The sequence below is a fragment of the Planktothrix sp. PCC 11201 genome (assembly GCF_900009135.1).
In the GTDB taxonomy this organism is placed as follows: domain Bacteria; phylum Cyanobacteriota; class Cyanobacteriia; order Cyanobacteriales; family Microcoleaceae; genus Planktothrix.
Genome location: NZ_LT797710.1, coordinates 492,920 through 517,068 on the forward strand (window position 1 = coordinate 492,920; position 24,149 = coordinate 517,068).

Below are 24,149 nucleotides of genomic sequence, written 5' to 3' on the forward strand. Positions count from 1 at the left end.
GAAACCCGGTTTCTTTGGTCTTGTGCGTAAGTCCTGTCAAGGAAAGGATGGATTTGTGCTGGTTTTAGCCAACTCTAGGGATAAAGGATTTAAGGATTGAATTTTTAAAAGATTTTTATTAATATTTTATGGGTTAAATAAAAATGAATTGATTATGAAAATATTGTGATTCATTTATGAATAAAATCAGAATTTTAAATTTATAAAAATACTTAAATATTCAGGGATTTTCTGATAAACTAATTCAGAAGGAAAGCCTAATCCTGTGCTTTTAACTATCCTATTTCTTGATATTAAAATTATGCTCACTGCTTTTACGGCTGCACTCTTACTGATTACTATTTCTGAACTTGGGGATAAAACATTTTTTATTGCGGTTATTTTATCTTTAAAAAATGATAGGAAATTAGTTTTTATCGGGGTAGTAGCTGCATTGGCAACAATGACAGTTCTTTCGGTTTGTGTGGGGCGGATATTTGCTTTCTTACCTCAGATTTATATTCATTATGCCGAGATTATTTTGTTCGCCTTATTTGGGTTTAAGTTATTATATGATGCCAGTAAAATGCCGAAAGGTGCGGGGATTAGTGATGAACAAGAAGAAGCCTTAGAAGTAGTAGAAAAAGCCGAAAATCAGTTTCCGAAACGAAAAAGTAAATGGGGGGTTTTATTAGAAGCTTTTGTGTTAACTTTTGTGGCAGAATGGGGCGATCGCACTCAAATTGCGACGATTGCATTAGCTACATTTTATAACCCTGTAGGGGTGATTATGGGGGGAATTGTTGGACATACAATTTGTGCGGCTATTGCGGTATTAGGAGGGAAATTAATTGAGGGAAAAATTTCAGAACGGACTATTACAGCTATTGGAGGTTTTCTATTCCTTATTTTCAGTGCGGTGGCATTATTTGAAGGGGTGAGAATTACTGCCACTTGATATTAAGTGTAGTGCGTTGGTGTAGCCTGTAGTTAGCCAGCGAGGACTCTGGCACTACAGATGATCTGATAGAGATGAGTTCTGATCATAATTAGATAAATTAACGGTTAATCATCAAAGCCTTTATTAACTCTAGTTTTTTCATTAACCCGTCCTGATCCATCCAACCCACATAGCCACCGAATTGAAGTTCATCATCACTATCTAATACATAAACATGATGGACGTTAATAGCATTAACAAATAAATAAATTTTCCCACTTTTATCAGGAAATTTCAAATAAAGATCTCCCTTTGAAATATTCTTGCTCTGATCATTGAGTTGAATTCCCATCACTTGAGATATAGGTGTCATCCCCTTAACTTGAGATAAATGGTAAATTACGGTTTTTAAGAAATTGGGAAAAACAGCTTTTGGTTGATTCAAAATATTATTAGTAATTAATCGAGAAGTTTGAGGACAATTCCAATAACTACTATGGGCATCACTAGAACCTAAAACCATTGCTAAGTCAGTTTGACCTAAACTTCTAGCTGTTTTTTCAGCCAAGTTAACATCCTCTAATAAATACTCATCTGTAAATTTCAGACAACTATTTTCAGCCAGATGTAAACTCGCTTTTAAAGGATAAGCAATTAAGTCCGAAGCATGAATTAAATTGAGCCATCTTAAAGGCTGTTCAGAAGAATAGGAATGAGCAAATTGATGGACTTTTTCGGGACGCACATCTAACATCATGTTAATCAATAAAATGGGCGAACCCATGAGCGTGATACTCTTCAAATTAACCTGATGTTTAAGTTTCACATCTGTCTGATTTTCCAATTCTCGAATCATAGCTCGAATAGATAAAGCGGGGTCTTTCGCCGAAAATCGATCTGAAAATAAAACATCCCATAAAATCACAGTTCCTAACGAATGGGCAACAATATGAAGTTCAGAATCATTAGGGTTTTCCTTAATAAAATTATAGAGTTGTTGAGCGATTGTTTTGCGAATTTCTCGACCCTTATCAGGATTCATATAGGTAAAGAAATCCCCAAGAAATTGAGAAAATAAGCCTTCTCTAAACGTTCGATATCGAAAAAATTCTTCACTATCACTTTTAGAATATTTCTTTTTACTGGCTGCTAAATCCTCATCAATACCATTCCATATTTTCCCCATATCAGTTAAGGCAGAACCCCAAAAACTAGCATAAAAATGAGGATTTTTTTCTTCCCGGTGACTAAATTCTGTTTTGATCAATTGTTGTAAATTTGATGAGTAGCAAGCATCTCTTGTGGCGACACCATGAATAAAAAATACAAGCATAATCAATAATAGGTAAAGTGTTCTAGGGTTGGGTTAGTATTTAATTATAGCTCAAAAAGTTATCAAACCTAAAGTTATAGCAATTATTATCGTGGTGAGGTGCTTGGACAGCTTTATTAATTTCTGTAATATCATTGGAATAATAGGGGATTGATTCATTGTTTGATAAGTTGCGATCGCATCAAATTACTATGTTACACTATAAGTCACAGACATCTATCCTAAAACCGAGGTAAAACGTTAAACAGTAAAAACGATCTACAACTTTACAATAAAAATATGCACATCAAGGAAATTCAGATTAAAAATTTTAAATCTTTTCAAGATACCAAAATTCAATTGAATTCTGATATCAATATTTTTACTGGTAAAAATAATTCCGGTAAAACAACCATTCTGGAAGTCGTTTCTCTGTGGCATGAATGCTTTAATAAATTGATTCGTCAGGCAGGAAGAAAAACTAAAAACTATAGAAAAGGCGATTACATCTTGGGGAATACTCAGGAAAAATATTTTCCTTTTGAAGAAATTCATAGTGTCTGTAATCCGAATTTTGAAGATATTTTTAATCAATGTGACAAAAATAAAAAAATAGAAATTGATGCAGAATTAGAACATGAAAATGAACAGATAAAAATAGGATTTAGAATTAGTTCATCTGGATTAAATTATGTGATTGAACTGATGGATTTTACGACTTATGACTTTGAAAAATTTAATAGATTCTTTAGAAATTTTCCTTTCCCCATCGGATTATATTATGCTTCTCCTGTGTTAGCTATTCGCCAACGCGAGAATTTTGCAACTAATCCTCAAATTCGGGAAGCGATTCAAATGAGAGAGTCGGCAACGGTACTGCGTAATCGTTTATATTCTTTATATAAGCAGCAACAAGATTTATCATTATATAATAATTTTATTTCTGATTTGTCTTATATTTTGTTTAATAATCAAGAACAAATCGAGTTTTTTACTTCCAGCGATATTCAGAAAGATACTAGGGTAATTATCAATTACAAACTCAATAGTAGAGATACTGAAAAAGATATTGCTTTATTGGGAAGTGGTACATTACAGATAATAGAAATTTTGTTAAATTTATATTATTATGAACAGAGAACTGATATGAATCTAGTTTTGCTTGATGAACCGGATAGTCATATTCACAGGGATATTCAACAGCGTTTACTAGAAATACTGACGAGGTTTTCTAACCAAAATCAATTATTAATCACGACCCATAATGAAACCATCATTCGGCATTCATCCCTACATCATTTATTTCATTTAGATCAAAATAGTGCTGAAAATTATTATAAACCCCTGGGTCATACTGAAATCCAGAGGTTGGGCGAGCGTTTTAAGGGTATTTATCCGATTCCGATAAATCCTATCCTCAGTTCTTTAGGAAGTCCTAATGGTTTAGACTTTATTAATGCCATTGAAGCTGATCACTTAATTTTTGTGGAGGGTGAAGATGATGCTAGGGCAATTGATTTGCTTTTGCAAAAAAGTGTATCTCCTAGAAATACGAAAAAATATGTTTTTTTGGTATTAAATGGAATTAACAATATTTTTAAAGAAATACTACACTATAAAACGGTTTTTTCTGCTATTAAAAATACTAGAACTCTCTGGGAAAAATCTGTTTTAATTATAGATAGGGATTTTTTGATAGATGAAGATCGTGTAAAACTTGCTCAAAAAATGGAAGAAAAACTAAGTTTAAAAACCTATATTCCACAAGCTTATACGTTTGAAGCGATTTTGCTGACGGATTTAGATTTACTCAGTCGTTTATTAGTAAAATGGGTTAAAAATAGGTATTCCCAGGATATTGATCAAGAAGAACTGTTGGGCTCTTTGAATACTGCATATCAGAATATAAGACAGAATTTAGTAGAAAAATATTTGAATGATAACTGTCTTAAAGAAACAACGTACAGATATATAGCGATCCAAGAAAGTCTATATACAATATTCAAATATAAATTTATTAATAAAACTGATGTTGATCTCACTATTTCATGTAAGAATCATATCAATAATACTCTGGAAAGTGGAGCGTTTTTTAAACTCACTAGAAAAGAAGATGTTAAACAGATATTAGATGAATCTTTACAAGCGTATCATATTTCATTTAATATAGAAAGGGATTTTCTGGATTTACTTAAAGCTGTAGATAGATCAGTATGGTTTGATGAGTGGGACTTTTTAAGACAACTTTGAAATGTCAACCGTTGGAGGATATTAAAGACAGTCTTAGTCTTGCAAAGCTAAAACTATCTGTGATTTAATAACAAATTAATCACGAAGATACAAAAGGTTTTATTGTAAAATTTTTACACTTGAATATCTAGTCCCCTGTTCATCAAAGGAGACTAGATATGTTGCATTTTTTGAATGATTTGGAATTACATTGCCCGGAAAAAAACTAGCCTTTACTCATAGGCATCCATGGGCAAACACGAACAGACAAAATTGCGATCGCCAAAAGCATTATCAATTCGTCCCACAGACGGCCAGAATTTATGTTCTTTTGTCCAGGGGGCGGGATAGGCCGCTTGTTCCCGTGAATAGGGATGATTCCATTCACCACACAGTAATGAAATTGCCGTATGGGGCGCGTTTTTCAACATATTATTAGTGGCATCCATCGCCCCCGATTCTATCTGGGAAATCTCCTGATAAATGGCAATCATCGCATCACAAAACCGATCTAATTCCGGTTTAGATTCGCTTTCAGTCGGTTCGACCATCATAGTTCCTGCTACGGGCCAGGATACCGTCGGGGCATGGAATCCATAGTCCATTAATCGTTTGGCAATATCATCAACTTCAATGCCCGCCGATTTCTTCACGCCCCGCAAATCTAAAATACATTCATGGGCAACAAATCCCTGATTTCCCTTGTACAAAATCGGGTAATAATTATTTAAACGATGGGCAATATAATTCGCATTTAAAATTGCCAGTTTTGTCGCTTCTGTTAATCCCTTTGGCCCCATCATGGCAATATACATCCAAGAAATCACCAGGATACTCGCACTCCCCCAAGGCGCCGCGGAAACGGCCCCGGTTTGACTTCCTGGGATATCTACGACCCCATGACCGGGGAGAAAAGGAACTAAATGGGCAGCGACCCCAATCGGCCCCATCCCTGGCCCACCGCCCCCGTGGGGAATACAGAAGGTTTTATGCAGGTTGAGGTGGCAGACATCGGCCCCAAAATCCCCGGGGCGACATAACCCAACCTGGGCGTTCATATTTGCCCCATCCATATAAACCTGTCCGCCATTGCTGTGAATGATCGTACAAATATCCTCAATTCCGGTTTCAAATACACCGTGAGTTGAAGGATAGGTAATCATTAAGGCGGCTAAATTTTCTTGATGTTTTTCAGCTTTGGCTTGCAAGTCATTAATATTAATATTGCCCTGGTCATCACAGGCAACAGGAACCACCTTAAAGCCACACATCACCGCACTAGCAGGGTTTGTTCCGTGGGCAGATTCGGGAATTAGACAGATATTTCGATGAATTTCTCCTCGACTTTCATGGTAGTGGCGAATAACTAATAATCCGGCATATTCTCCCTGGGAACCTGCATTGGGTTGTAACGAAATTCCGGCAAATCCTGTTATTTCTGCTAACCAGTTTTCTAATTGTTCAAACAGAATTTGATAGCCTTGGGTTTGGTCTTTTGGGGCAAAAGGATGGAGTTTTCCAAATTCTGGCCAAGTTACCGGAATCATTTCCGCAGTAGCGTTAAGTTTCATGGTACAGGAACCCAAAGGAATCATGGATGTATTTAAGGACAAATCCTTAGTTTCCAAACGATGAATATAGCGCAGAAGTTCGGTTTCTGAATGGTAACTGTTGAAAACCGGATGGGTTAAATAGGCAGATTTTCGGGTAAATGCAGTTAGGTTTTCCGATATATTTAAAACATCTTCAACCGTAAAAGTTAATTCAGATTCAGCAAAGATTTCCCACAAATCAATTAAATCTTTAGGGGTTGTAGTTTCATCTAAACTAATACCAACGGTTTGATCATCAATGACTCGGAGATTAATCTTTTTAGCTTGGGATGCTGACAGAATTTCCGTTAAGGATTTTTTCCCTAATTTGACTTTAATGGTATCAAAAAAGGGTTCTGTTCCTATTACATACCCTAACCGTTTTAACCCTTCTGCTAAGGTCAAGGTTAACTGATGAATAGTTTGGGCGATTTGTTGTAGTCCAGACGGCCCATGATACACCGCATATAAACTCGCAATGACCGCTAATAAGACCTGGGCGGTACAAATATTACTGGTAGCTTTATCCCGGCGAATATGTTGCTCCCGGGTTTGTAATGCCAACCGCAAAGCGGGGTTTCCTTGGGCATCTTTAGACACACCAACCATCCTACCCGGAACGTTGCGTTTATAGGCTTCTTTGGTGGCAAAATAGGCTGCATGGGGGCCTCCATAACCCAGGGGAACCCCCAACCGTTGGGTACTTCCAACCGCAATATCTGCTCCTAATTCCCCAGGAGGTGTTAATAGGGTTAAACTTAAAATATCTGCCGCCACGGTAACTAAAGCCTGATGTTTTTGGGCTGTTTCGATAAAGTTTCGATAGTCATAAATTGTCCCATCCGTTGCCGGATATTGCAACAAACAACCAAAAATAGGAGTATTGAAATCAAAGGTATGATGATCTCCAATAATAATCTCAATGCCCAGGGGAATTGCTCGGGTTTTCACCACATCAATGGTTTGGGGGTGACAATCTTGGGAGACAAAAAAGCCCGTAGCTTTGGTTTTAGAAACGGCATAACTCAGACTCATGGCTTCGGCGGCGGCAGTGGCTTCATCCAATAGGGAAGCGTTAGCTATTTCTAATCCGGTTAAGTCAATAATTAGGGTTTGAAAGTTTAATAAAGCTTCTAAGCGACCTTGGGCAATTTCAGCCTGATAGGGGGTATAAGCGGTATACCAACCGGGATTTTCCAGGATATTTCTTTGAATCACTGCGGGTGTGATACAATCGGAGTATCCCATGCCTATAAAAGAACGATAGACTTTATTTTGAGAGGCGATCGCTTTTAATTGATTTAAAGCCGCATATTCACTTAATGCTTCTGGTAATTTTAGGCTATGATTGAGGCGAATACTAGCAGGAACGGTTTGCTCAATTAAGGTTTCTAAACTCGAAACCCCCAACAATTCTAACATTTGTTGAATCTCAACGGGATTGGGGCCTAGATGCCGTTGGGCAAACCCCTGGGACTGCGGGGGGTTTCCGTTACCCTTGGGGGCGGAAGATAGTATGGTTTCCATCTGGGTGTTCGTTGAGGAAGTAATCTCTAACATGAAGCTCCGATTGATTCAACTATTGACTTTGATTAAAATTAGTCTAGCAAAGTCTGAAGACAAGAGATAGGAATAGTTGATCAATTCAAGGATTTGTTAACAATAACCTGCTTATTTTTATAGATTTAAGCTAAAATTATAGAGTGAGTCTAAATTAGTCTACTCCTATTCCGATATCTTTCAGATCTATTTCTGGTTCTGAAAGTGATCGGAAGGTTCTCCAGGGAAGAAGCTAGTGTCTAAAACTTTGTCTAGGGTATAGGGACATTCTGTGGGAAAATCTTGATCATTCAGGGAGGTTTCGCGTACAGCTAAGTCAATGCCACTTTGATAACCTTTGTGTAATGCTTCAGGAAGATAGGGTTTTAAACTGGGATTTTCTGTTAATAAATAGCCAATCTCTCGGCGTTGTTCGCGCAGGGTCACAAACCAACTTTTAGAGCGTTTATTGGGTTGAAACTGCCACTTGAGTAAATGACCGAGTAAGATTCCTAAACGGTTTTTTAACTCTTGCTTTTGTTGTTTTCCCAAAGATTGAATCTCCTCAGCCAAATTGATCATATCAAGGTGATCTAATGCGCCTTCCCGTAGTAGTTTAGCTTGTTGCTGTGTCCATCCATAAAAGTCTTGTTCATAAAGAGAGGAGCTTTTTTGAAAGGATGCGCTCTGTTTTATATCCATAATATTAATTCAGAGGATAGAAGGAATTATATTGTTTTTTAAAATAGGTGTCAAATTGGGCGATCGCAACTTCAATAAAAAAGCGAACACATCTTTTTTCACTTCTAGGTTTTACCAGGGAACAAAAAGTACGAGGAGAAAATATAAATTCTCTGCTATAATCAGTAAATAATAGAGTTCGACTAGATGGCTATGTCTTCCATAGAAATTACACAGGCAATTTCCCAAATTTCCGAATTATTTGATTTAGCTTTAAATGGAGAAGAAATTATTATTACAGAAAATAAAAAACCTTTGTTAAAATTGGTTTTATTTCAGCAAAAACAATCTCAACGTCCTGCTTTATTTGGAACAGATAAAGGAATTATTTCTATTACTGATGATTTTGATGATCCTTTAGAAGAATTTCAAGATTAGAAATGCAAGTTTTATTAGATACCCATGCACTAATTTGGTTTTTCTCAGGGAATGAAAAACTCAATGGGAGGGCGCGAAATTTAATTGAAGATATAAACAACATCAAATATATTAGTGTGGCAAGTGTTTGGGAGATGGCAATTAAGCAAAGTCAAGGAAAACTAGCTTTATCGGTATCATTAGAGGACTATATAGCAGAAAAACTCCAGCTAGAAGATTTTAATTTACTAGAAATTAAACTGAGTCATTTAAACTTGGTTTGTCAATTACCTTTTTATCATAAAGATCCCTTTGATCGATTATTAATTGCACAAAGTATTGTTGAAAATATTTCTATTATTAGTCAAGATTCTATATTTAATTTATACCCAATTCACAGATTAGAGTAGGCATTTGTGCATAGCGATCACTTTTCTATAAATTAAATTAAAAAAGAGCGATCGCCCTTTTTCAACGATTAATAGAAGAAAGGCGATCGCAATTTTTAATTCAATAATTGTACGGAGTTACTCTCTCAAATCTAAACTCGGAAAATTGTGAGTTTGTAGGGGCGAGTTTTCCTGTTTCCTCATTTCTGAATAATTAATTGATAGGCTTGATACAGAATTTTGACGGGTTGAGAGATGGTTTTAAGAAATTGATCAATTCCTTTACCCGTATCTTCTTCAGGGTGTTCAGGATCTCGATATTCATAATCATCAAAAATCATAATTCCTCCCGGTTTAAGTAAATTCCAAGAAAGCAAAGCATCCTGTAAGACCACCGAGGCTAAATGACAGCCATCAATATAAACAAAATTGTAGGTATTATGAGTTAGGGTTGCTAAGATTTCTTGGGAATATCCTTCTAATTTGGTGACTTTTTCGGCTACTCCGGTTTTAGTGATATTTAGATCAAATTCCGGTTTAAAACTTAAATCGATACAGGTTATTTTTGCCGTAGCATGGGTTAAAATATGATCAAGTAACCAACAAGCTGACATCCCTTGAAAACTACCGATTTCTAAGCCTTGAATTTCAGGACAGTCAGCAAAAGCAGATAGGGCTTTTTCCCAGTTGGGAATATTAACGCTAAACCAATCTTTGGTAAAACGATAATCTTTCTCCAGACTAGAATTCCATCCCCTTAAATGATGGGATTTTTGATGGGCTTGGATGGCGGTTTCTAATTCCCCGATTTCCGATAAAAAGTTACCTAAATGGGTATGAGCATGGGGTAAATTAGGACTTAATAGTAGGGCTTTTTGAGAAGCTGCGATCGCTTCTTCCCATTGTTTTTGATAACTATAAGCTCGACTTAAAGATAAGTAGATAAACGGATTTTTATATTCTAATTTTAACGCATCTTGATAACAAGCGATCGCCTCATCCCATTGTTGTAATTTAAGCTTGATTTCCGCAATTTGAAAACGGGGTAAATAGGCTGTGGGACTTAATTCTATGGCTCGCTGGTAACAATGAATTGCATTTTCCCATTTGTTTAATTGTTTATTCGCATTCCCTAAACCCAGATAGGAAGCAAACATTTGATTATTCCTCTCCACAGCTTGACTATAAAATTGAATAGCCTTATCCCACTGTTGGAGTTGCATATAAACCTCTCCTAAATTATGATAGGGTTCATACCCATTTGGGTTAGCTTGAATGGCATTTTGATAACAAAAAATTGCTGGATTGATTTCCCGTTTTTGAAACATTCGATTTCCCAGGTTTAAATAGTCAGTAAATGTCCCTAAACTTGGTTCTAAATGCAAGGCTTTATACCAGAGTTCCTCCCCTTCATACTGTTGATCAATTTCCATCAAAACCTTGGCTAAATTTAGATAAACTACCGCCAGATTAGGATTACATTCTATCGCTTTTCGATAATTAAAAATTGCCGTTTCCCAGTCTTGTTTTTGACTATAAATATCTCCTAAATTTCCATAAACTTCTGCATAGTTTGGCTGTAGTTTCAGGGCTTTCCGATACCAAAATTCCGCCTGTTCAAAATCCTCTTGCACTTGCCAAATCACCCCTAACATTTTAGAAATGGGTGCATAGTCTGGATCTAAATTAAGAGCCGCCAAACAAACAGAAAGTGCTTGATCAACCTGTTGATGTGCTAAATAATAATTAGCCTGTTGATATAAATATTTAACAAAAGTCTTGGGATTTAAAGATGAGTCCATTGGGTCAGTTTGAGTCAAGGGTTGAGGGTTTGGGTTGAAGGTTAAGGGTTAACCATCAACCTAAACTACTATCTACTTTCTAATCAACCTAAACGGTGATTACTTTCCATTTGAACGGTGCTTTCTTCAGGGGAAGGAGAGGTTAATAAAGGACTGTTTTTCGGTTTTAATACCGCTTGAATAGTTCTTAAAAAACGATTGGGTTTAGGTACTTGACCATTTAATAATTGACGTTCTTTGACTTTTTTCGCCAGATGACGCATTACGGATAAGTCTAATTCGTCAATGAAGTGATCTGCAATCTTTTCCCCCATGAATTCTATGGCTTCAGAATACTGTTCCATTAAGGATTCTACGGCCTGCGAAGCGTCGGTTATGATCTGATCAGAAACGGGATTTTGATCAATAATAGGTGGCTGAACTTCTACCGTAGCTTGGACTCGATTGAGACGATGATTTAAGAAATTTTGATACTCGTCAATGGTCATTCCCAAATTATAAATATGATGATGAACATGATCAATTAAATTGACTTCTGCAGGAGCAAATAGATCATCCTGTTGACAAATTCCATGCAAACTTGCCCAAGTTTTTAGGGTATTCGCATCATGGAGTTGATAGCGGTCTAAAAGTTGAGTAGTTGTCATATTTGTTTCGGGAGTTGGTTTAAAATCACTCATGGATTAATCCTCATTTACAGCTATATCTGACAGTTTGTTTAACACTTTTGATTGCAGTTAATATGGTATACTAAATTAATACTAATTCAAGGCAATAGGCAATGGGCAATAGGCAATAGTAATTTATTTTTCAATGTTTATAACAAAAGCAATAATCCTTTTATGATAACAGCAAAATGCTATCTGAAGAAAAATACCCAATCAGCTTGAATTAGTCAAGGCTTAAGGACTCCGACTAAAGAAACCGGGTTTTTTACCGAATCTGCGGGTATCGAATGAAGTATAGCGCCGCAACAGACCCCACTAAACCAAAGTCAATGCTATTAGCCGTGATCGCAGTATTCACATCCCGCCCTGAGTCAAAGTAGTGGCTCTCCCTAAGTCCTGCTGCTCCAACTTCAGTTCCCACAAATTGCGATCACCTAAAGCCTGACATTCTTTGGAATCTATGAGACGGTCTACATAGTAAAATAATCCTACCAACTTACCGTACTATATACGGCATCCCTGTACTCTCAGTTATGACGGGTACAGAAGGGCTGTATATATAGTTTAATTACAATTAGATAGAGATCAAGTCATTAAAAGTCAAATATTTCCACCCTTATTTTTGTTTAAGTCCCACTATGCCAATCTACGATTATTTCTGTCCCAGCAACAACCAAACAGTAGAAGTGATGCACTCCTTGACCCAAGAGATCACTACCTGGGGTGAAGTTTGTCAGTTAGCCAACTGTGACCTGGGAGATACTCCTAAAGATGCTCCAGTTCGTCGGGTGCTGAGTGCGCCGATGCTATCTATTCCTACTTCTAATGCCGATTACAAGAACGCCGGATTTACGAAGTTAGTCAAACGAGATCAGGGAGTTTATGAAAATGTCACGGCTTCGGATTAACTGAACTAGATTGATGTTTACCTTTTTCCTTTTCTGTATCATCCATGAATCCCTTTAACTTCTTGTAAAAATCAGGATGTTTTAGGGATAATTTATCGGTTTGATTCGGTTCTAATTCATTGTTTTCAGATAGTTTAAGGTTTTGCTCTGTTATTGATGTATCTTTATTTTGACTCCCTAGTAATAAATTTGGGGGAAAACGATGACAAATTAAACGTTCAAATTCTGGAGTAAAATGATGAATTTTTTGTCCTCGTCTTTGCCAATAAACTAAGATATGTTCCACAGAAATAGCTTTATAGCGTCCCTGATATAAAGATTCTAAAATAGCGGGTAAAAACCAATCTGGATCATATTTTTTTTGCCACCGATCAATAATTTGTTCCGGGGTCTGGTCTGCTAATTCAAAGCCATAATATTTGAGTAAATCAGCAGGTTTGACCGAGCTAGAAAGGCTCCAAGGATCTTCTATCGGCATTATGACCTGAGATTTACGCGGTTCTTCATCCCTAAAGGGAAAGTCTACAGCAAACAGAAAAATCACCTCCTTGGTATCAATATTGTAGCAGGCAATCTTGCTATCTTGCTATAGGGAGGAAAAGGAATTCACCGCAAGCGGTTTACTGCATCAAAATTATTCTACTCAGTTTTCCATTCTGTTTCTGGAATATCAGCATTGATCATAATATTGCGTAAGGTACCGAGAGGTAAATTCCGATCGCTTCTCGAATATTTTCTAAAGCTTCTGCTTCCGTTTCACCTGCGGAAACACAACCGGGTAACTCTGGACACCAAACAGCCCAATCTCCGGTTTCAGGGTCAGGTTCTAAAATAACACGCCATTTCATAAGGTTTTTTCCTGGTGATATTTAACCATCAAAAATGTTGAGTTAGAGGGAATTGTTTAACTCATTAGTTATTATAGATCGGATTTTGAATTAAATCAGTTTTATTGAATCGGCTATTCAGGAATAATTTGATCAATCTCTTTCATAATAGTTAAAGTTGCTGTTAACGCGATCACAATTTTTTGATAATGCAAAACATCATCAAACGATAAACTACGATTAGCTTTTTTACGATCTTTTAACCATTTATCTAACACTTGATACCCGCCAATTTTAAATCCCCAAATTTCCGGCAGTATCCCTTCAAAATAACGGGTTTTATTAATATAAACTCGTTGTTGTTGCGGTTTATAAGTTACTTCTGTAACGCTGTTATCTCCTTCGCCTTGATATTTGGTAATTAAACGATTAAGTTGTTGAGATTCCATTAAGTGTAATTTAACTAATTCTTCGCCTTTTTGGGCTAAATTTTTAAATAATTGCTCATTGCTGGTTAGGGGTAAGCGAGGAAAATCTATTTTTAAATATTCTGCATATCGTTGACGATAGGTGGGACTATGGAAAATGGCATAAGCATAATAAAATATCTGTTCCGGGGTGGGAATATATCCTAATTTTGCTTTAATTTCACTCAGGAAGTTAGGAGAAAAGTTAGAATTACGTTCCGTAAATAAGTTGTATTGATCGTTTTCGATATCGGGGTAAATGTAGAGAGGAAAAATATTAACACCGCCACGTCTAAAGATATTTGTATCTACAGAGGTTTTGGAAACTGTAACTAAACTCCATTCTGGATCATCTACTGCTTGTCCTTGACGACCTATAGCTATAGCTAAATTTTGATGATTTATATTAATTAGATGTCGCATTACTTCATTTCTAGGTCTTTCTGATATATTTTGATGATGATAATAATTTCTCCAATCAAAAGGGCGATAAAGACAATGGGTAAAATATTTTTCCCATTCACAATTATTTGCCAATAAATATCTACTTTCTTTTATTTTCCATTCATTGGTATCATTGATATTATATTTTTGAGCAATAACATCATCGGTAATATTTAAGTTTATAAAATCTTCTATCCGTTTTTGAAGTACATCAGCATCAAAATCTAAAGCGAAGTGATCTCGATGGGTTTTAATACCACTTGAATTAACGGGCATTATATCAGTAATTTTCCAGCCTTGGTTATATTCTACTAATAAATCTTGATTTTGAGGAATAAAAAGATAAAAAGGTGAAGTAGGAAAAATTTCTTTCCACTCAATTGTAGTAAAATCATTTTCATTAAGATAACTATACTTATATTCTCGTGAACCCCAAATATCAACATGATAATATTTAGTCATTTGCTACCTCCAATTGAGTCACAAACACTTCTGAACGTAAGCGATTTTGTACTTCTGAGGGATCAGCTTCTTCAAAAAACAATTCTAAAGCTTCAATCAAATTATTTCTTGCATCTTCAATAGAATCACCTTGACTAGCAATATCTAGTTCTGGGCATAAAGCAACATAACCATCACCTTCACGCTCAATGATAGCTGTAAATTTTGGGGCTCGGATCATCTTGTTTTCTCCTGGGCATATTTAATCATAAAACAAACTGCAACTCCCTGCTGAATATCAAATACATTTTTATCGGGTAAACCATTGGGAGTCACTTCTTTTTTCTTACTATTACCATGTAAATCTATTATATAGATTTCATCAAAGGTTTTCTCTAAACTTTGTCTCATCCCTCGAAAAGTAGGATTATCCAGATAACCATGATTGGTAATAAATGCTAAAATTCCCGAACCTGTACGGTCAATTCGCCATTGTCCAAACCGAATAAACTTAACATAATCATCTTGTAAGTATTTCGGGTTACGTTCTCCCAATGGTACACCATCTACATAATAATAGTCTTTAATTAATTCTGATATCCATTCACTGTTATTGGCAGAATGCCCCGAATAAGGGGGATTACCTATGACTATCATAACCGGAAAATCTCGCTTAATTGCTGCGGCTTCATTGGCTTCTTGGGCAACATATTGACCAAATAATATATCGGATTTTTTTAACGCTTCATCTAAGGTATTAGTTAAATAAATTCCTAACCGTTGTTTATCTTTAAATTGATAACCATAATTTTGCAATTGTAATCCTAATTTTAAATGGGCGATCGCATAGGGAGCCATTAACAATTCAAATCCATATAAACGATTAAATAAATGATCCTTAACATAATCATTCCAACTACTTCCTAACCCCATTTCCTCTAAATTTTGGTAAATTTGATTCACCACAGTATAGAGAAATGTTCCGGTTCCCGTTGCCGGATCAAGAATTTGTACCCTCGGCTGCTGGGTGGTTTTATCTTTACTATAATCTGCCAAACCTAACGCTAAATTAAACCGATTTTTCAGAATTAAATCCACTGAACGCACGATAAAAGATACCACAGGTTCCGGTGTATAATAAACTCCTCTACTTTTCCGTAAGGCGGCATCATAAGCCGCTAGAAAGGTTTCATAAAAATGTACAACCGGATCTTCCTGTCGGGTATTTTTGCCAAAATCTTCTAAAATATTCGTCATATTAACTTGGGCTAAAAGCTGGACTAAATCGTCAACAGCCCAATTAATTTGAGAAAGCGCATCCGTATCAACAACGGTATTAAATAACCGCTTTAAAAACGGGTTGGTATCGGGAATATATAACCCGGCTGTGCGCCGTTCAAACGCATAATTTTGAGGGTTTTGAGCATGACTAACTCTAGCTGTAAATAAACCATAGGCGACAGTTTGAGCATACATATCTGCAAAAGTAGATGGTTCTAAATTCGGTAATAAAACCTCTTGAAATCCCTTTTGAAGTTGATGCAGTTGTCCGGTTTCTGTTTCTAATTTTAAGGCTTCTATAACTGCATAACGAATGGCTTTTGTCAATCGTGCCATCTGTTTTGCTAAGTCTTCAGGGTTATTAATCATTTCACCCTGATAGTTCAGAAATCCTTGAATTAATTGATTTGTCGGTTCAGAATCAATTAGTTGAATCTGATGATTAACTTGTTCTCCTAAAACTGTTTTTAAGCGCAGTTTCCCGTTAATATACCAACGAAATTCTAAATAATTTGTTAAAATTAAGTTAGCCCCAATATGGGATTCTCGATAACGTTCTAACTGTTCTGTTTTTTCGACGATTGATAAATCTATTCCTAAATCTTTGGCTTCTACATATCCAATTAATAACTCGCTTTTTCTAACCGTAAAATCAGGTATTCCAGCTTTATTTCCTTTTTCTTCAATACTGGCTTCAATTTGTTCTGAAGGATGATCTAATAAGGTTTTTAAAGTAGGATAGTGGGTGCGTTCACTTCCTCGTTGTAAATTTTTGTGAAGCGATCGCAAATAATTTTCAAAATTCATGCTAATCATTCCCAAATTAATCCTAGTTTTTATATGTTCTCATAAAATTTTCATTCTTTCGATAAAATGATCTATAATAGAAAGAAGAACTAATTAGCATCGGGTTGGGAAGAAACTATCGCAATTATTGGTTTAACTGTTGAGGTGGAAAGTCATTATATTTGGCAAGGGAATGGCCAAAAGCTGTAAAATTACAAAATTGTAATCCAAACAGCATTATTCTTGTAATTTTCATAACCGTTAATATTACACAAGGTAAGTTGTTAGTTAGAGCTAACCCAAAATTTCAAAGTAGCAATCCCTGGATTTGGGGGTGTTGTTCGAGTGGTTCAAATAAAAAAAGTAACTAGCAACTTAACTCAAAAACTTAATTAAGGGAGATTTTACTATGGCTATCGACACAGAATCAACACTTCTCAAAAATCCCCAAAATTCGCCGATTCAGGGAAATGTTCCCAATAATCAAGGGAATAACAAACCAGCTAATAATCCGCCATTACCTCCGAATCAGGGAACTAACGAACAACCTAATAATCCACTATTGCCTCCGAATCAGGGAACTAACGAACAACCTAATAATCCACTATTGCCTCCAAATCAGGAAACTAACGAACAACCTAATAATCCGCCATTGCCTCCGAATCAGGAAACTAACGAACAACCTAATAATCCGCCATTGCCTCCAAATCAGGAAACTAACGAACAAACTAATAATCTGCCATTGCCTCCCAATCAAGGGAATAACGGACAAACTAATAATCCGCTATTGCCTCCAAATCAAGGGAATAACGAACAAACTAATAATCCGCCATTGCCTCCCAATCAAGGGAATAACGGACAAACTAATAATCCGCTATTGCCTCCCAATCAAGATGATATTTTGACGGGAACTACCGGAAATGATTATTTAACAGGTTATCGAGGAAATGATGTCCTTGTGGGAAATTCTGGGGACGATATCCTGTTAGGAGGACGAGGACTTGATTCCTTAGATGGTGGCGACGGTAATGATTTATTAGATGGGGGTGGTGGGAAAGATATTCTCACTGGTGGCGCTGGCGTTGACACCTTTGTATTGACAGGTAAATTTAGCTATCCTAACGCTGATTTTGCAGATGTTATTATGGATTTTCAGCCAGGAACTGATCGTATTTTGCTCAAAGGTATTGAGAATATTTCTAATGTAAATATTGTTCAAGGTACTGGTGTTTATGCTAATGATACTATCGTCAATATTGGGGATACGGGAAAAGTTTTAGCTATCTTTAAAGGAGCGGTATCTACAAGCATTAATATTTCCGATTTTACTCTGGGTTAACTATTTTTATCTCCCGATGTTCAGACCTCTTGCAACACTAACTAAAACCTGCATTATTCCGTTTATTCTAATGATGGTTTGAATAACTTTTGCAAGAGGTCTAATATGCAATTCGTAAATGTTGGCTACATATTCCCGATTAAAAAGGGGATCTAGGGGGTCATCTAATATTTAAAATATTCATGTTATGCTAATTTTTGAATTGCCCATTTTGCCCTAGCTCTAACTGCTAGAACTTCATCAATATTTTCTAATTGTTGTAACTGTTCTTGAATTTTATTAAACCATTCTGGTTGCGTTTTCTGAATAGCTATTGCTAAACCCTCTAACCCAAAAATACCCGCATATCTAACAATCCATTCGGGATCTTCTACGGTTTTTTGTAATATTTTTAAAGTTTCAAATTGAGCATCAGCAAGTTGTTCAGAAGGTAATTTATCCCAGCGAATAGTCCCTAATCCTCTGGTGGCAGCCCGACGAACACTCAAAGCAAAATCACTTCCGGCGGATTCTAATAAAACCTCTAAACCACGAGGATCACCAATCCCTGATAAGGCACGAACAGCCCAAGCCCTTGCCCCATAATTGTAACCATCTAATTGTTCTAATAAAGGGATAACCGCAGGTTCACCCAACTGAGTTAATCCATCCACCGCAGCCACCGCAGCCCCAGGATTATTATAGCCTAAAACCGTAATTAATGTCGGAATTGCTTCCACAGAATTAGCCTGAGCCAAAGCAGAAACAGCATCTAATAAAGCAGTAGCAGAATCGGCTTTTTCCACATCTTGAATTAATGTTTGTACAGTCATATTTTTACTATTAGCTAATATTTTTTATAACAAAGAATCCATTAATTCCATGACTTCAATTGCTGATTCAGACAAAATTAAATCATAAGTATCGCTTAATTGATGTTCTAAAACTCCTTTTAAGGCTATTAATTTTAAACTATTTTCTGCTAAGGTTTGGGCGATCGCTTTTGCCCCGGGTAAATATCCAATTGCCCCTAAGTCCATTAAAGCGGTGCGACGTAAGGTTAAATCCTTCCCTTTTAAAGCCTCTATTAACTGTTCTCCATAGCCCTGTTCTCCGGTTAATTGATACATTGCCCTCAATGCCGCATACTTAACTTTAGGAACAAAATGCTCTACAAAGGGTTGAACAAACGGAATTGCAACGGTGGCTTTTAAACTGCCTAATGCTTCTAAAATAGCATCATAGGGTTGAACTAAATAGGGTTTTCCCTGCACAAATTGAGCGACTTCTAATCCCCCGGCTAATAATTTTATTAAAGCCGGAATACAACGCTCATCCCCTAATTGTTCTAAGGATTGTGCTGCGGCTTCTCGCACATAAACATCAGCACAGTCTAAACATTCAATTAATGCCGAAACTGCTCGCCTATCTCCTAGTTTTCCTAAAGCTCTAGCCGCATTTCTGCGTAGGGGATAACCGCCTTCTTCGGTGCGATCGGATTCATCCTTTAAAGCTAAAATCAAGGCATCTACCGCCGCAGGTTCATTAACTCGAAAACGTCCTAACCACCAAGCCGCATAATAGCGACGTCCGAGTTCTTCATGGCAAAGATTGGCGATCGCCTGTTCAATGGTTAAAGATTCTTCCTCTTGAGTGGTATTGTTTTCTGTTGATTCAGAACCAAAATCTGGCATTATGTCAAAGTCTATTATTGTCAACCTTATTGATCATAGCAGTTAGCAATCAATCCGAGAATAAAAAAAGCCAAGTATTTTAGATATAAAATACTTGGCTACAAATCTTCATGTTTGAATTAAACACAGGTTTGTCGTATCGTTAAATTCTGTTTTGAATTTCGATAAACCTAATTATTCTTCTGCATCAGAAGTTAAAGGTTGAATGCTGACAATTTTCGCGCCCAGCCGCGTTAAACGCTGCATTTCTTGGTTCATGCGGTTGTAAGGAACAATAATGAATTGGCTGGCGCTAGAACGAATAGAATAGTCGGTTTTGTCGGTTTCATCTGATTGACGTAAACCCACAACTTCATAACGAAAAAAGCGACTTCCCGATGGAGACGCGGAGGATTGTCCTACTGCAACTTGACCTAACATTATTTTGAATTAATTTAATAAAGTTGTACAAAAACAATAAACAGGGATTGCTGATCAGCGCCCCCTGTTTAAAAAAACGTCCTAAACAGGCGTAATACTGGCGACTTTACCACCTTGGCGTTGAATTTCCTGAAGTAGAGGAGATAAGCGTTCGTAAGGAACAATAAAGGACTTGCTGCTGCGACGCACTTTAGGATATCGACGCTGATTAATTCCAGCCACTTCAACCCGATAGCTACGATCAGATTGTCCTAACACTCCACCTGTACTGAATCCCGTAGTGGGAACCACACCTTGACCGGAGGAACGATAAGACCAACCTCCACTACCACCCGAGGGGCCAACAATTGGAGAAGTGCTGTTTTCACCCAGTTCTTTAGCCAAGCGAGAGCTATTACCCTCTATTTGAGAGCGATCGCTATTGGCGTAACCGCGATATAACCGGAAAATCCGAGTAAAGCCAACGGTTCTTTGTCCCCGTTCAACTTCAAAAGCGCGATAGTAGGGAACCACATTTTCCCCAAAGTTTTCCAGGTATTCGACTGAATCAATATAGGAATCAATATCAGCGTCATAGCCTTGGTTTTGGTATAAATCCAAGTGGAAAATCACTTCGGATTCATCATAGGGAGCACGACCCAGTAAATGTTTGTGATTGAGTTCAATCACACGGGTTTGGAAATTCGGGTAGAAAAACTTGGTTTTGTACAGTTCTGATTTAGCAACGGAACGGACAAACTCCCGCACGCTGATGCTACCATCGGTCAACAGAGATTCAGCACTTTTCAGGCGCTCAGAACTCATTAAATAATCGTTACCCAGCAGTTGGCGATAAACGGCACGAATTACCCGTTGAGCATCGTCCCGAGTCCAATCTGGTCGCAGTTCAACACGAGGCGTTTCTTGGAACGCAGTAGTTCCTAGCCTAGATGCTGCTGTTGTAATGGCCACCTAAAATCCTCCTCTTACATTTAAGAACATGACCGAGAATCAAGTTGCGATTGTAGCGTGCATTGATTCGCTATTAAAGGTTTGTTAGTCAGAGGAATCAAGTCTAGGGGTCTCGGGTTAAGAATCCGCCCAAACTCCAACTCCTCTGACACAAACTGGCATTAAGGTTAAAATTAATGAGATTATGCCAAAGTAATTCTCATTACCCGCCCCCCGGCGCGATGAATTCGCTGCAACTGAGTAGACAGTTGGTCATAGGGTACGGTATATTCAGTTTGGGTACGGCGCACTTGAGGCAGAGACTGTGTTGCTTTTTGCATCACGCTCAGGCGGTAGAGTTGTCCACGACTCCCGCCCGTCGTACCTGCTAGACTTTGACCATTCTCCGAGGTTTGAATCGGAGAAGACAAGTTTCGGCCCAATTCCCAAGTTAAGCGACTTTGCTTTTGGTTTTGAGCGCGATCGCTGCTGGCATACCCACGATAGAGGGTAAACAAGCGGTTGAAACCCACGGTTTTCTGTCCATCCTGGGTAGAAAAGCCCCGATAATACGGAACAATATTTTCCCCAAAATTATCCAGATATTCTTGGGAGTCTAGGTAAGAATTGATTTCCGCTTCATAGCCCTGACGATTATAGAGATCGACATGAAACGCAATCTCCGACTCATCGTAAGGGGCGCGACCGAGCAGATGTTTGTAATTTAACTCAATAAACCGAGTTTGAGAATTAGAGTAAAAAAACTTAGTCCGGTAAACCTCGGATAAAGCAATAGCTCTGACAAAATCCCGAACGGTAATTTGTCCTTGGCGCAGTAAAGATTCCGCGCTAGTGAGCCGTTCCCGCGACATCAGGTGTTCGTTGCCCATCACCTGACGATATGCTGCCACAATCACGGTTTGCACGTCTGCTTCCGTGTAGTTGGGCCGTAGTTCTACGGGTTTTGTTTCTTCAAAGGCCCGGATACCAAGTCGGCTACCTTCAAGCAAGCCAACCATATCCTTATGCTCCGTAAGAGATTTTCAAAACAGACAAAAAAGAAAAACTTTGTTAATTTCAGACACCGACGGTAATAACTAAAGATGCCCCTAAGCGTTAAACAACCGTTAACCCAGTTGCTAACAGCTATTTACCGCTTAGGAGCATCAAGCGCGCTAAGTCTAGCTCAGAGCGTTGATAGCATAGTCGATGTAGGAGTTGGCTTCAACACCTGCGTCGCCAGTCAGACCATGGTTAGCTTTGATATATTTCAGAGCTTCCACATACCAGCTAGGAGACAGTTCAAAAGTCCGGTTGATTTCATCAACACCAGCAATCAGGTACTCATCCAAAGGCCCTGTACCACCAGCAATTAAACAGTAGGTGACTTGACGGAGGTAGTAACCGATGTCACGAGCGCATTTGGCTTTACCACGCTCGGTAGAAGCGTAGTTAGGCCCTTGCAATGAGGTGGTGTAGGGAAATTTGTTATACACTGCTTGGGCAGCACCGCTGATCAGGCTGTCAGATTTGGCGCTCAGAGCTTTGGCAGCTTCTAAACCAGCTTTGGCTTGACGGAAACGTCCGAAAGCGATTTGCAGTTCAGTGCTGCTCAGGAAACGGCCTTGAGAATCGGCGGTTGTTACTGCTTCAGTCAGGGGGGTTTTCATTCTTGAGTTATCTCCCTATGGGTTTACAAAGTTGAGGTACAGATTGAAGCCTTTTAATTCGGACTTCTATGGAGTTATGAAAATCTAATTTCTGAAAAATTAGGCGACAGCAGCGGCGGCGCGGTCGAAGTAGCTGGCGATTTCAGAAGCCAGGGCACTACAATCTCCAGGAGTAACTCCTGCGGGATCTTTCACGATAGCCAAAGCTGCATCTTTCATTTTGCCAACGCCAACGGCAACGGAAGCACCGGGAACGCCCAAGGCTAAGTAGGTTTCACGCAGACCGTTCAAGCAACGATCATCAAGAACGCTAGCATCTCCAGCAAAAATTGCGTAGGTGACATAACGTAAAATAATTTCCATGTCGCGTAAGCAAGCAGCCATACGACGGTTGGTGTAAGCATTACCACCAGGAGCAATCAACTGGGATTGCTCATCAAACAAAGCACGAGCAGCATTGGTAACAATGGCGGAAGCGTTACCTGTGATCCGGTTAACGGCATCTAAACGCTTGTTGCTTTCGGCAACCATTTGGCTCAGAGCATCGATTTGGCCGGTGCTTAACATTTCGCCGCGGGTATCAGCTTGAGAAACCACCTTGGTAAAGGCATCAAACATGGATTAATCTCCTACTTGACTTGCTTAACTTTGTTTTTGCTTTAGAGTGAAATGATGGGTCTCCCCGATCCTGACTCCTGAGAGTCTCTCTTGTTTGGCTACCGTTACCCTTTTGGGAATAACCTTAGCCTGACTTAGAGGAACCTTAGAAATTCTACATCATTGTATGAAAGGACATTAAACTTTTTTAATCAAATGTTAATCAATTTTCGGCAGACTAACATTTGGCTGTTGTCTTCGCCCTTCAGATATTAGTTATACAACGCTATCGCAATTTGTTGCGTTAAAATTTGTTAAGAACTGTATCTTTCATTAAGATTGCCATCAGAACTCCTTGATTTTATTTAAGTAAAAATACTCATTTTTATGAAAATATTCACCTTACTAGAACCTGGAATCACTGAATACAATAGCCTTTAGGAGATCATAGTCTAGGCTGGTGATGGATTTTGCTTAACCGTAACAGTTCTAATTTTCCCAGAATAGAAATAAGTATTTTTACTTAAATAACTAATGATTTTGAATACTTGAATTCTGAGTCACAGACCACTGAATATTTTGGAGATTTTGACAACCCTGCGTAGTATTTCTTTACAGTTCATAATCCAGTTAAATGTTGAGGTAATCAAGACTTAAGATGGCTTGATCTCCACCTTTGACTTGTGATCGAATACTGAGCGTGGTTGAACCATCCCCCTATCCTTGCTTGATCCAGGCTAAACTGTTAATATTGTTGATTCTTGAGACAACTATGTCGTGTGAGTCTCCCCACTCACATTATCCGTCCTAAATTCGTC

The 24,149-nt window shown here is 37.8% G+C and carries 23 protein-coding genes; 6 read left to right on the forward strand and 17 right to left on the reverse strand.

Annotated elements, in window-relative coordinates; translation table 11 throughout:
- The first annotated feature begins 301 nt into the window (after window positions 1-301).
- Window positions 302-937 (forward strand): TMEM165/GDT1 family protein, encoded by a 636-nt coding sequence (locus tag PL11201_RS21520; protein WP_079680887.1) that lies wholly within the window; start codon window positions 302-304, stop codon window positions 935-937.
- A gap of 100 nt (window positions 938-1,037) precedes the next feature.
- Here PL11201_RS21520 and PL11201_RS21525 read toward each other — a convergent pair whose 3' ends face one another.
- The gene (locus PL11201_RS21525) at window positions 1,038-2,252 is read right to left on the reverse strand and encodes a hypothetical protein (protein WP_079680888.1); all 1,215 of its coding nucleotides are present in this window, start codon (window positions 2,250-2,252) and stop codon (window positions 1,038-1,040) included.
- 279 nt (window positions 2,253-2,531) lie between these two features.
- Here PL11201_RS21525 and PL11201_RS21530 point away from each other — a divergent pair, with 279 nt between their 5' ends.
- Window positions 2,532-4,481 (forward strand): ATP-dependent nuclease, encoded by a 1,950-nt coding sequence (locus PL11201_RS21530; protein ID WP_079680889.1) that lies wholly within the window; start codon window positions 2,532-2,534, stop codon window positions 4,479-4,481.
- A gap of 212 nt (window positions 4,482-4,693) precedes the next feature.
- On the opposite strand, the gene gcvP is transcribed toward PL11201_RS21530, so the two are convergent.
- Window positions 4,694-7,612: an aminomethyl-transferring glycine dehydrogenase gene (gene gcvP, locus PL11201_RS21535; protein WP_079680890.1), complete on the reverse strand. Its 2,919-nt coding sequence runs from the start codon at window positions 7,610-7,612 to the stop codon at window positions 4,694-4,696.
- 186 nt (window positions 7,613-7,798) lie between these two features.
- Window positions 7,799-8,293 carry a DUF29 domain-containing protein gene (locus PL11201_RS21540; RefSeq protein WP_079680891.1) on the reverse strand — a complete coding sequence of 165 codons (495 nt, stop codon included), beginning with the start codon at window positions 8,291-8,293 and terminating at the stop codon, window positions 7,799-7,801.
- Between the two features lie 186 nt (window positions 8,294-8,479).
- Between PL11201_RS21540 and PL11201_RS21545 the strand changes: the two genes are divergently transcribed.
- Window positions 8,480-8,710, forward strand: coding sequence for a type II toxin-antitoxin system Phd/YefM family antitoxin (locus tag PL11201_RS21545; protein WP_234996795.1), 231 nt, complete (start codon window positions 8,480-8,482; stop codon window positions 8,708-8,710).
- Window positions 8,711-8,712: 2 nt separating this feature from the next.
- Window positions 8,713-9,099, forward strand: a complete 387-nt coding sequence (locus PL11201_RS21550) for a type II toxin-antitoxin system VapC family toxin (protein ID WP_079680892.1) — start codon at window positions 8,713-8,715, stop codon at window positions 9,097-9,099.
- 179 nt (window positions 9,100-9,278) lie between these two features.
- Here PL11201_RS21550 and PL11201_RS21555 read toward each other — a convergent pair whose 3' ends face one another.
- Together PL11201_RS21555 and PL11201_RS21560 are read right to left on the reverse strand one after the other, a co-directional pair.
- Window positions 9,279-10,880, reverse strand: a complete 1,602-nt coding sequence (locus PL11201_RS21555) for a tetratricopeptide repeat protein (RefSeq protein WP_144017846.1) — start codon at window positions 10,878-10,880, stop codon at window positions 9,279-9,281.
- An 83-nt stretch (window positions 10,881-10,963) separates the two neighbouring features.
- Window positions 10,964-11,560: a hypothetical protein gene (locus PL11201_RS21560; protein ID WP_079680894.1), complete on the reverse strand. Its 597-nt coding sequence runs from the start codon at window positions 11,558-11,560 to the stop codon at window positions 10,964-10,966.
- 626 nt (window positions 11,561-12,186) lie between these two features.
- On the opposite strand from PL11201_RS21560, the gene PL11201_RS21565 reads away from it, so the two are divergent.
- Window positions 12,187-12,456 (forward strand): FmdB family zinc ribbon protein, encoded by a 270-nt coding sequence (locus PL11201_RS21565; RefSeq protein WP_079680895.1) that lies wholly within the window; start codon window positions 12,187-12,189, stop codon window positions 12,454-12,456.
- Here the strand turns inward: PL11201_RS21565 and PL11201_RS21570 are convergent.
- The 5 genes from PL11201_RS21570 to PL11201_RS21590 form a co-directional block, all read right to left on the reverse strand.
- On the reverse strand, window positions 12,440-13,000 hold the full coding sequence (locus tag PL11201_RS21570) for a hypothetical protein (protein ID WP_234996796.1): 561 nt from the start codon (window positions 12,998-13,000) through the stop codon (window positions 12,440-12,442). The two genes, PL11201_RS21565 and PL11201_RS21570, sit on opposite strands and share 17 nt — an antisense overlap.
- 136 nt (window positions 13,001-13,136) lie before the next feature.
- Entirely contained in the window at window positions 13,137-13,304 is a 168-nt protein-coding gene (locus tag PL11201_RS21575) for a type II toxin-antitoxin system HicB family antitoxin (RefSeq protein ID WP_079680897.1), read from the reverse strand.
- 113 nt (window positions 13,305-13,417) lie between these two features.
- Window positions 13,418-14,656 carry a type ISP restriction/modification enzyme gene (locus PL11201_RS21580; protein WP_079680898.1) on the reverse strand — a complete coding sequence of 413 codons (1,239 nt, stop codon included), beginning with the start codon at window positions 14,654-14,656 and terminating at the stop codon, window positions 13,418-13,420.
- Entirely contained in the window at window positions 14,649-14,876 is a 228-nt protein-coding gene (locus PL11201_RS21585; protein ID WP_079680899.1) for a type II toxin-antitoxin system HicB family antitoxin, read from the reverse strand. Before PL11201_RS21585 ends, PL11201_RS21580 begins: the two co-directional genes overlap by 8 nt.
- Window positions 14,873-16,723 (reverse strand): N-6 DNA methylase, encoded by a 1,851-nt coding sequence (locus tag PL11201_RS21590; protein ID WP_079681064.1) that lies wholly within the window; start codon window positions 16,721-16,723, stop codon window positions 14,873-14,875. The genes PL11201_RS21585 and PL11201_RS21590 overlap by 4 nt, the downstream gene beginning before the upstream one ends.
- Window positions 16,724-17,111: 388 nt before the next feature.
- Between PL11201_RS21590 and PL11201_RS27425 the strand changes: the two genes are divergently transcribed.
- The gene (locus PL11201_RS27425) at window positions 17,112-18,041 is read left to right on the forward strand and encodes a M10 family metallopeptidase C-terminal domain-containing protein (RefSeq protein ID WP_079680900.1); all 930 of its coding nucleotides are present in this window, start codon (window positions 17,112-17,114) and stop codon (window positions 18,039-18,041) included.
- A gap of 185 nt (window positions 18,042-18,226) precedes the next feature.
- On the opposite strand, the gene PL11201_RS21600 is transcribed toward PL11201_RS27425, so the two are convergent.
- From PL11201_RS21600 to PL11201_RS21630, 7 genes are all read right to left on the reverse strand, one after another.
- Window positions 18,227-18,853, reverse strand: a complete 627-nt coding sequence (locus PL11201_RS21600) for a HEAT repeat domain-containing protein (RefSeq protein WP_079680901.1) — start codon at window positions 18,851-18,853, stop codon at window positions 18,227-18,229.
- Window positions 18,854-18,877: 24 nt separating this feature from the next.
- Window positions 18,878-19,714, reverse strand: coding sequence for a HEAT repeat domain-containing protein (locus PL11201_RS21605; RefSeq protein WP_079680902.1), 837 nt, complete (start codon window positions 19,712-19,714; stop codon window positions 18,878-18,880).
- 174 nt (window positions 19,715-19,888) lie between these two features.
- The gene (locus tag PL11201_RS21610; protein ID WP_079680903.1) at window positions 19,889-20,134 is read right to left on the reverse strand and encodes a phycobilisome linker polypeptide; all 246 of its coding nucleotides are present in this window, start codon (window positions 20,132-20,134) and stop codon (window positions 19,889-19,891) included.
- An 81-nt stretch (window positions 20,135-20,215) separates the two neighbouring features.
- A complete protein-coding gene (locus tag PL11201_RS21615; protein ID WP_079680904.1) occupies window positions 20,216-21,085 on the reverse strand; it encodes a phycobilisome linker polypeptide in 870 nt (289 codons plus the stop codon).
- Window positions 21,086-21,267: 182 nt separating this feature from the next.
- The gene (locus PL11201_RS21620; RefSeq protein ID WP_079680905.1) at window positions 21,268-22,083 is read right to left on the reverse strand and encodes a phycobilisome linker polypeptide; all 816 of its coding nucleotides are present in this window, start codon (window positions 22,081-22,083) and stop codon (window positions 21,268-21,270) included.
- Between the two features lie 162 nt (window positions 22,084-22,245).
- Window positions 22,246-22,734 carry a phycocyanin subunit alpha gene (cpcA, locus tag PL11201_RS21625; RefSeq protein ID WP_079680906.1) on the reverse strand — a complete coding sequence of 163 codons (489 nt, stop codon included), beginning with the start codon at window positions 22,732-22,734 and terminating at the stop codon, window positions 22,246-22,248.
- A 99-nt stretch (window positions 22,735-22,833) separates the two neighbouring features.
- Complete coding sequence (locus PL11201_RS21630) at window positions 22,834-23,352, reverse strand: phycocyanin subunit beta (protein ID WP_079680907.1); 519 nt, start codon at window positions 23,350-23,352, stop codon at window positions 22,834-22,836.
- Window positions 23,353-24,149 lie beyond the last annotated feature (797 nt).

Excerpts from the sequence above, each read along its gene's own strand:
- PL11201_RS21550 (WP_079680892.1), top strand. The coding sequence starts at position 8,713 with ATGCAAGTTTTATTAGATACCCATGCACTAATTTGGTTTTTCTCAGGG.
- PL11201_RS21580 (WP_079680898.1), bottom strand. The coding sequence starts at position 14,656 with ATGACTAAATATTATCATGTTGATATTTGGGGTTCACGAGAATATAAG.
- PL11201_RS21560 (WP_079680894.1), bottom strand. The coding sequence starts at position 11,560 with ATGAGTGATTTTAAACCAACTCCCGAAACAAATATGACAACTACTCAA.
- PL11201_RS21585 (WP_079680899.1), bottom strand. The coding sequence starts at position 14,876 with ATGATCCGAGCCCCAAAATTTACAGCTATCATTGAGCGTGAAGGTGAT.
- gcvP (WP_079680890.1), bottom strand. The coding sequence starts at position 7,612 with ATGTTAGAGATTACTTCCTCAACGAACACCCAGATGGAAACCATACTA.
- PL11201_RS21590 (WP_079681064.1), bottom strand. The coding sequence starts at position 16,723 with ATGAATTTTGAAAATTATTTGCGATCGCTTCACAAAAATTTACAACGA.
- PL11201_RS21525 (WP_079680888.1), bottom strand. The coding sequence starts at position 2,252 with ATGCTTGTATTTTTTATTCATGGTGTCGCCACAAGAGATGCTTGCTAC.
- PL11201_RS21620 (WP_079680905.1), bottom strand. The coding sequence starts at position 22,083 with ATGGTTGGCTTGCTTGAAGGTAGCCGACTTGGTATCCGGGCCTTTGAA.
- PL11201_RS21605 (WP_079680902.1), bottom strand. The coding sequence starts at position 19,714 with ATGCCAGATTTTGGTTCTGAATCAACAGAAAACAATACCACTCAAGAG.
- PL11201_RS21575 (WP_079680897.1), bottom strand. The coding sequence starts at position 13,304 with ATGAAATGGCGTGTTATTTTAGAACCTGACCCTGAAACCGGAGATTGG.
- PL11201_RS27425 (WP_079680900.1), top strand. The coding sequence starts at position 17,112 with ATGGCTATCGACACAGAATCAACACTTCTCAAAAATCCCCAAAATTCG.
- PL11201_RS21610 (WP_079680903.1), bottom strand. The coding sequence starts at position 20,134 with ATGTTAGGTCAAGTTGCAGTAGGACAATCCTCCGCGTCTCCATCGGGA.
- PL11201_RS21600 (WP_079680901.1), bottom strand. The coding sequence starts at position 18,853 with ATGACTGTACAAACATTAATTCAAGATGTGGAAAAAGCCGATTCTGCT.
- PL11201_RS21545 (WP_234996795.1), top strand. The coding sequence starts at position 8,480 with ATGGCTATGTCTTCCATAGAAATTACACAGGCAATTTCCCAAATTTCC.
- PL11201_RS21520 (WP_079680887.1), top strand. The coding sequence starts at position 302 with ATGCTCACTGCTTTTACGGCTGCACTCTTACTGATTACTATTTCTGAA.
- PL11201_RS21565 (WP_079680895.1), top strand. The coding sequence starts at position 12,187 with ATGCCAATCTACGATTATTTCTGTCCCAGCAACAACCAAACAGTAGAA.
- PL11201_RS21555 (WP_144017846.1), bottom strand. The coding sequence starts at position 10,880 with ATGGACTCATCTTTAAATCCCAAGACTTTTGTTAAATATTTATATCAA.
- PL11201_RS21630 (WP_079680907.1), bottom strand. The coding sequence starts at position 23,352 with ATGTTTGATGCCTTTACCAAGGTGGTTTCTCAAGCTGATACCCGCGGC.
- PL11201_RS21540 (WP_079680891.1), bottom strand. The coding sequence starts at position 8,293 with ATGGATATAAAACAGAGCGCATCCTTTCAAAAAAGCTCCTCTCTTTAT.
- PL11201_RS21530 (WP_079680889.1), top strand. The coding sequence starts at position 2,532 with ATGCACATCAAGGAAATTCAGATTAAAAATTTTAAATCTTTTCAAGAT.
- cpcA (WP_079680906.1), bottom strand. The coding sequence starts at position 22,734 with ATGAAAACCCCCCTGACTGAAGCAGTAACAACCGCCGATTCTCAAGGC.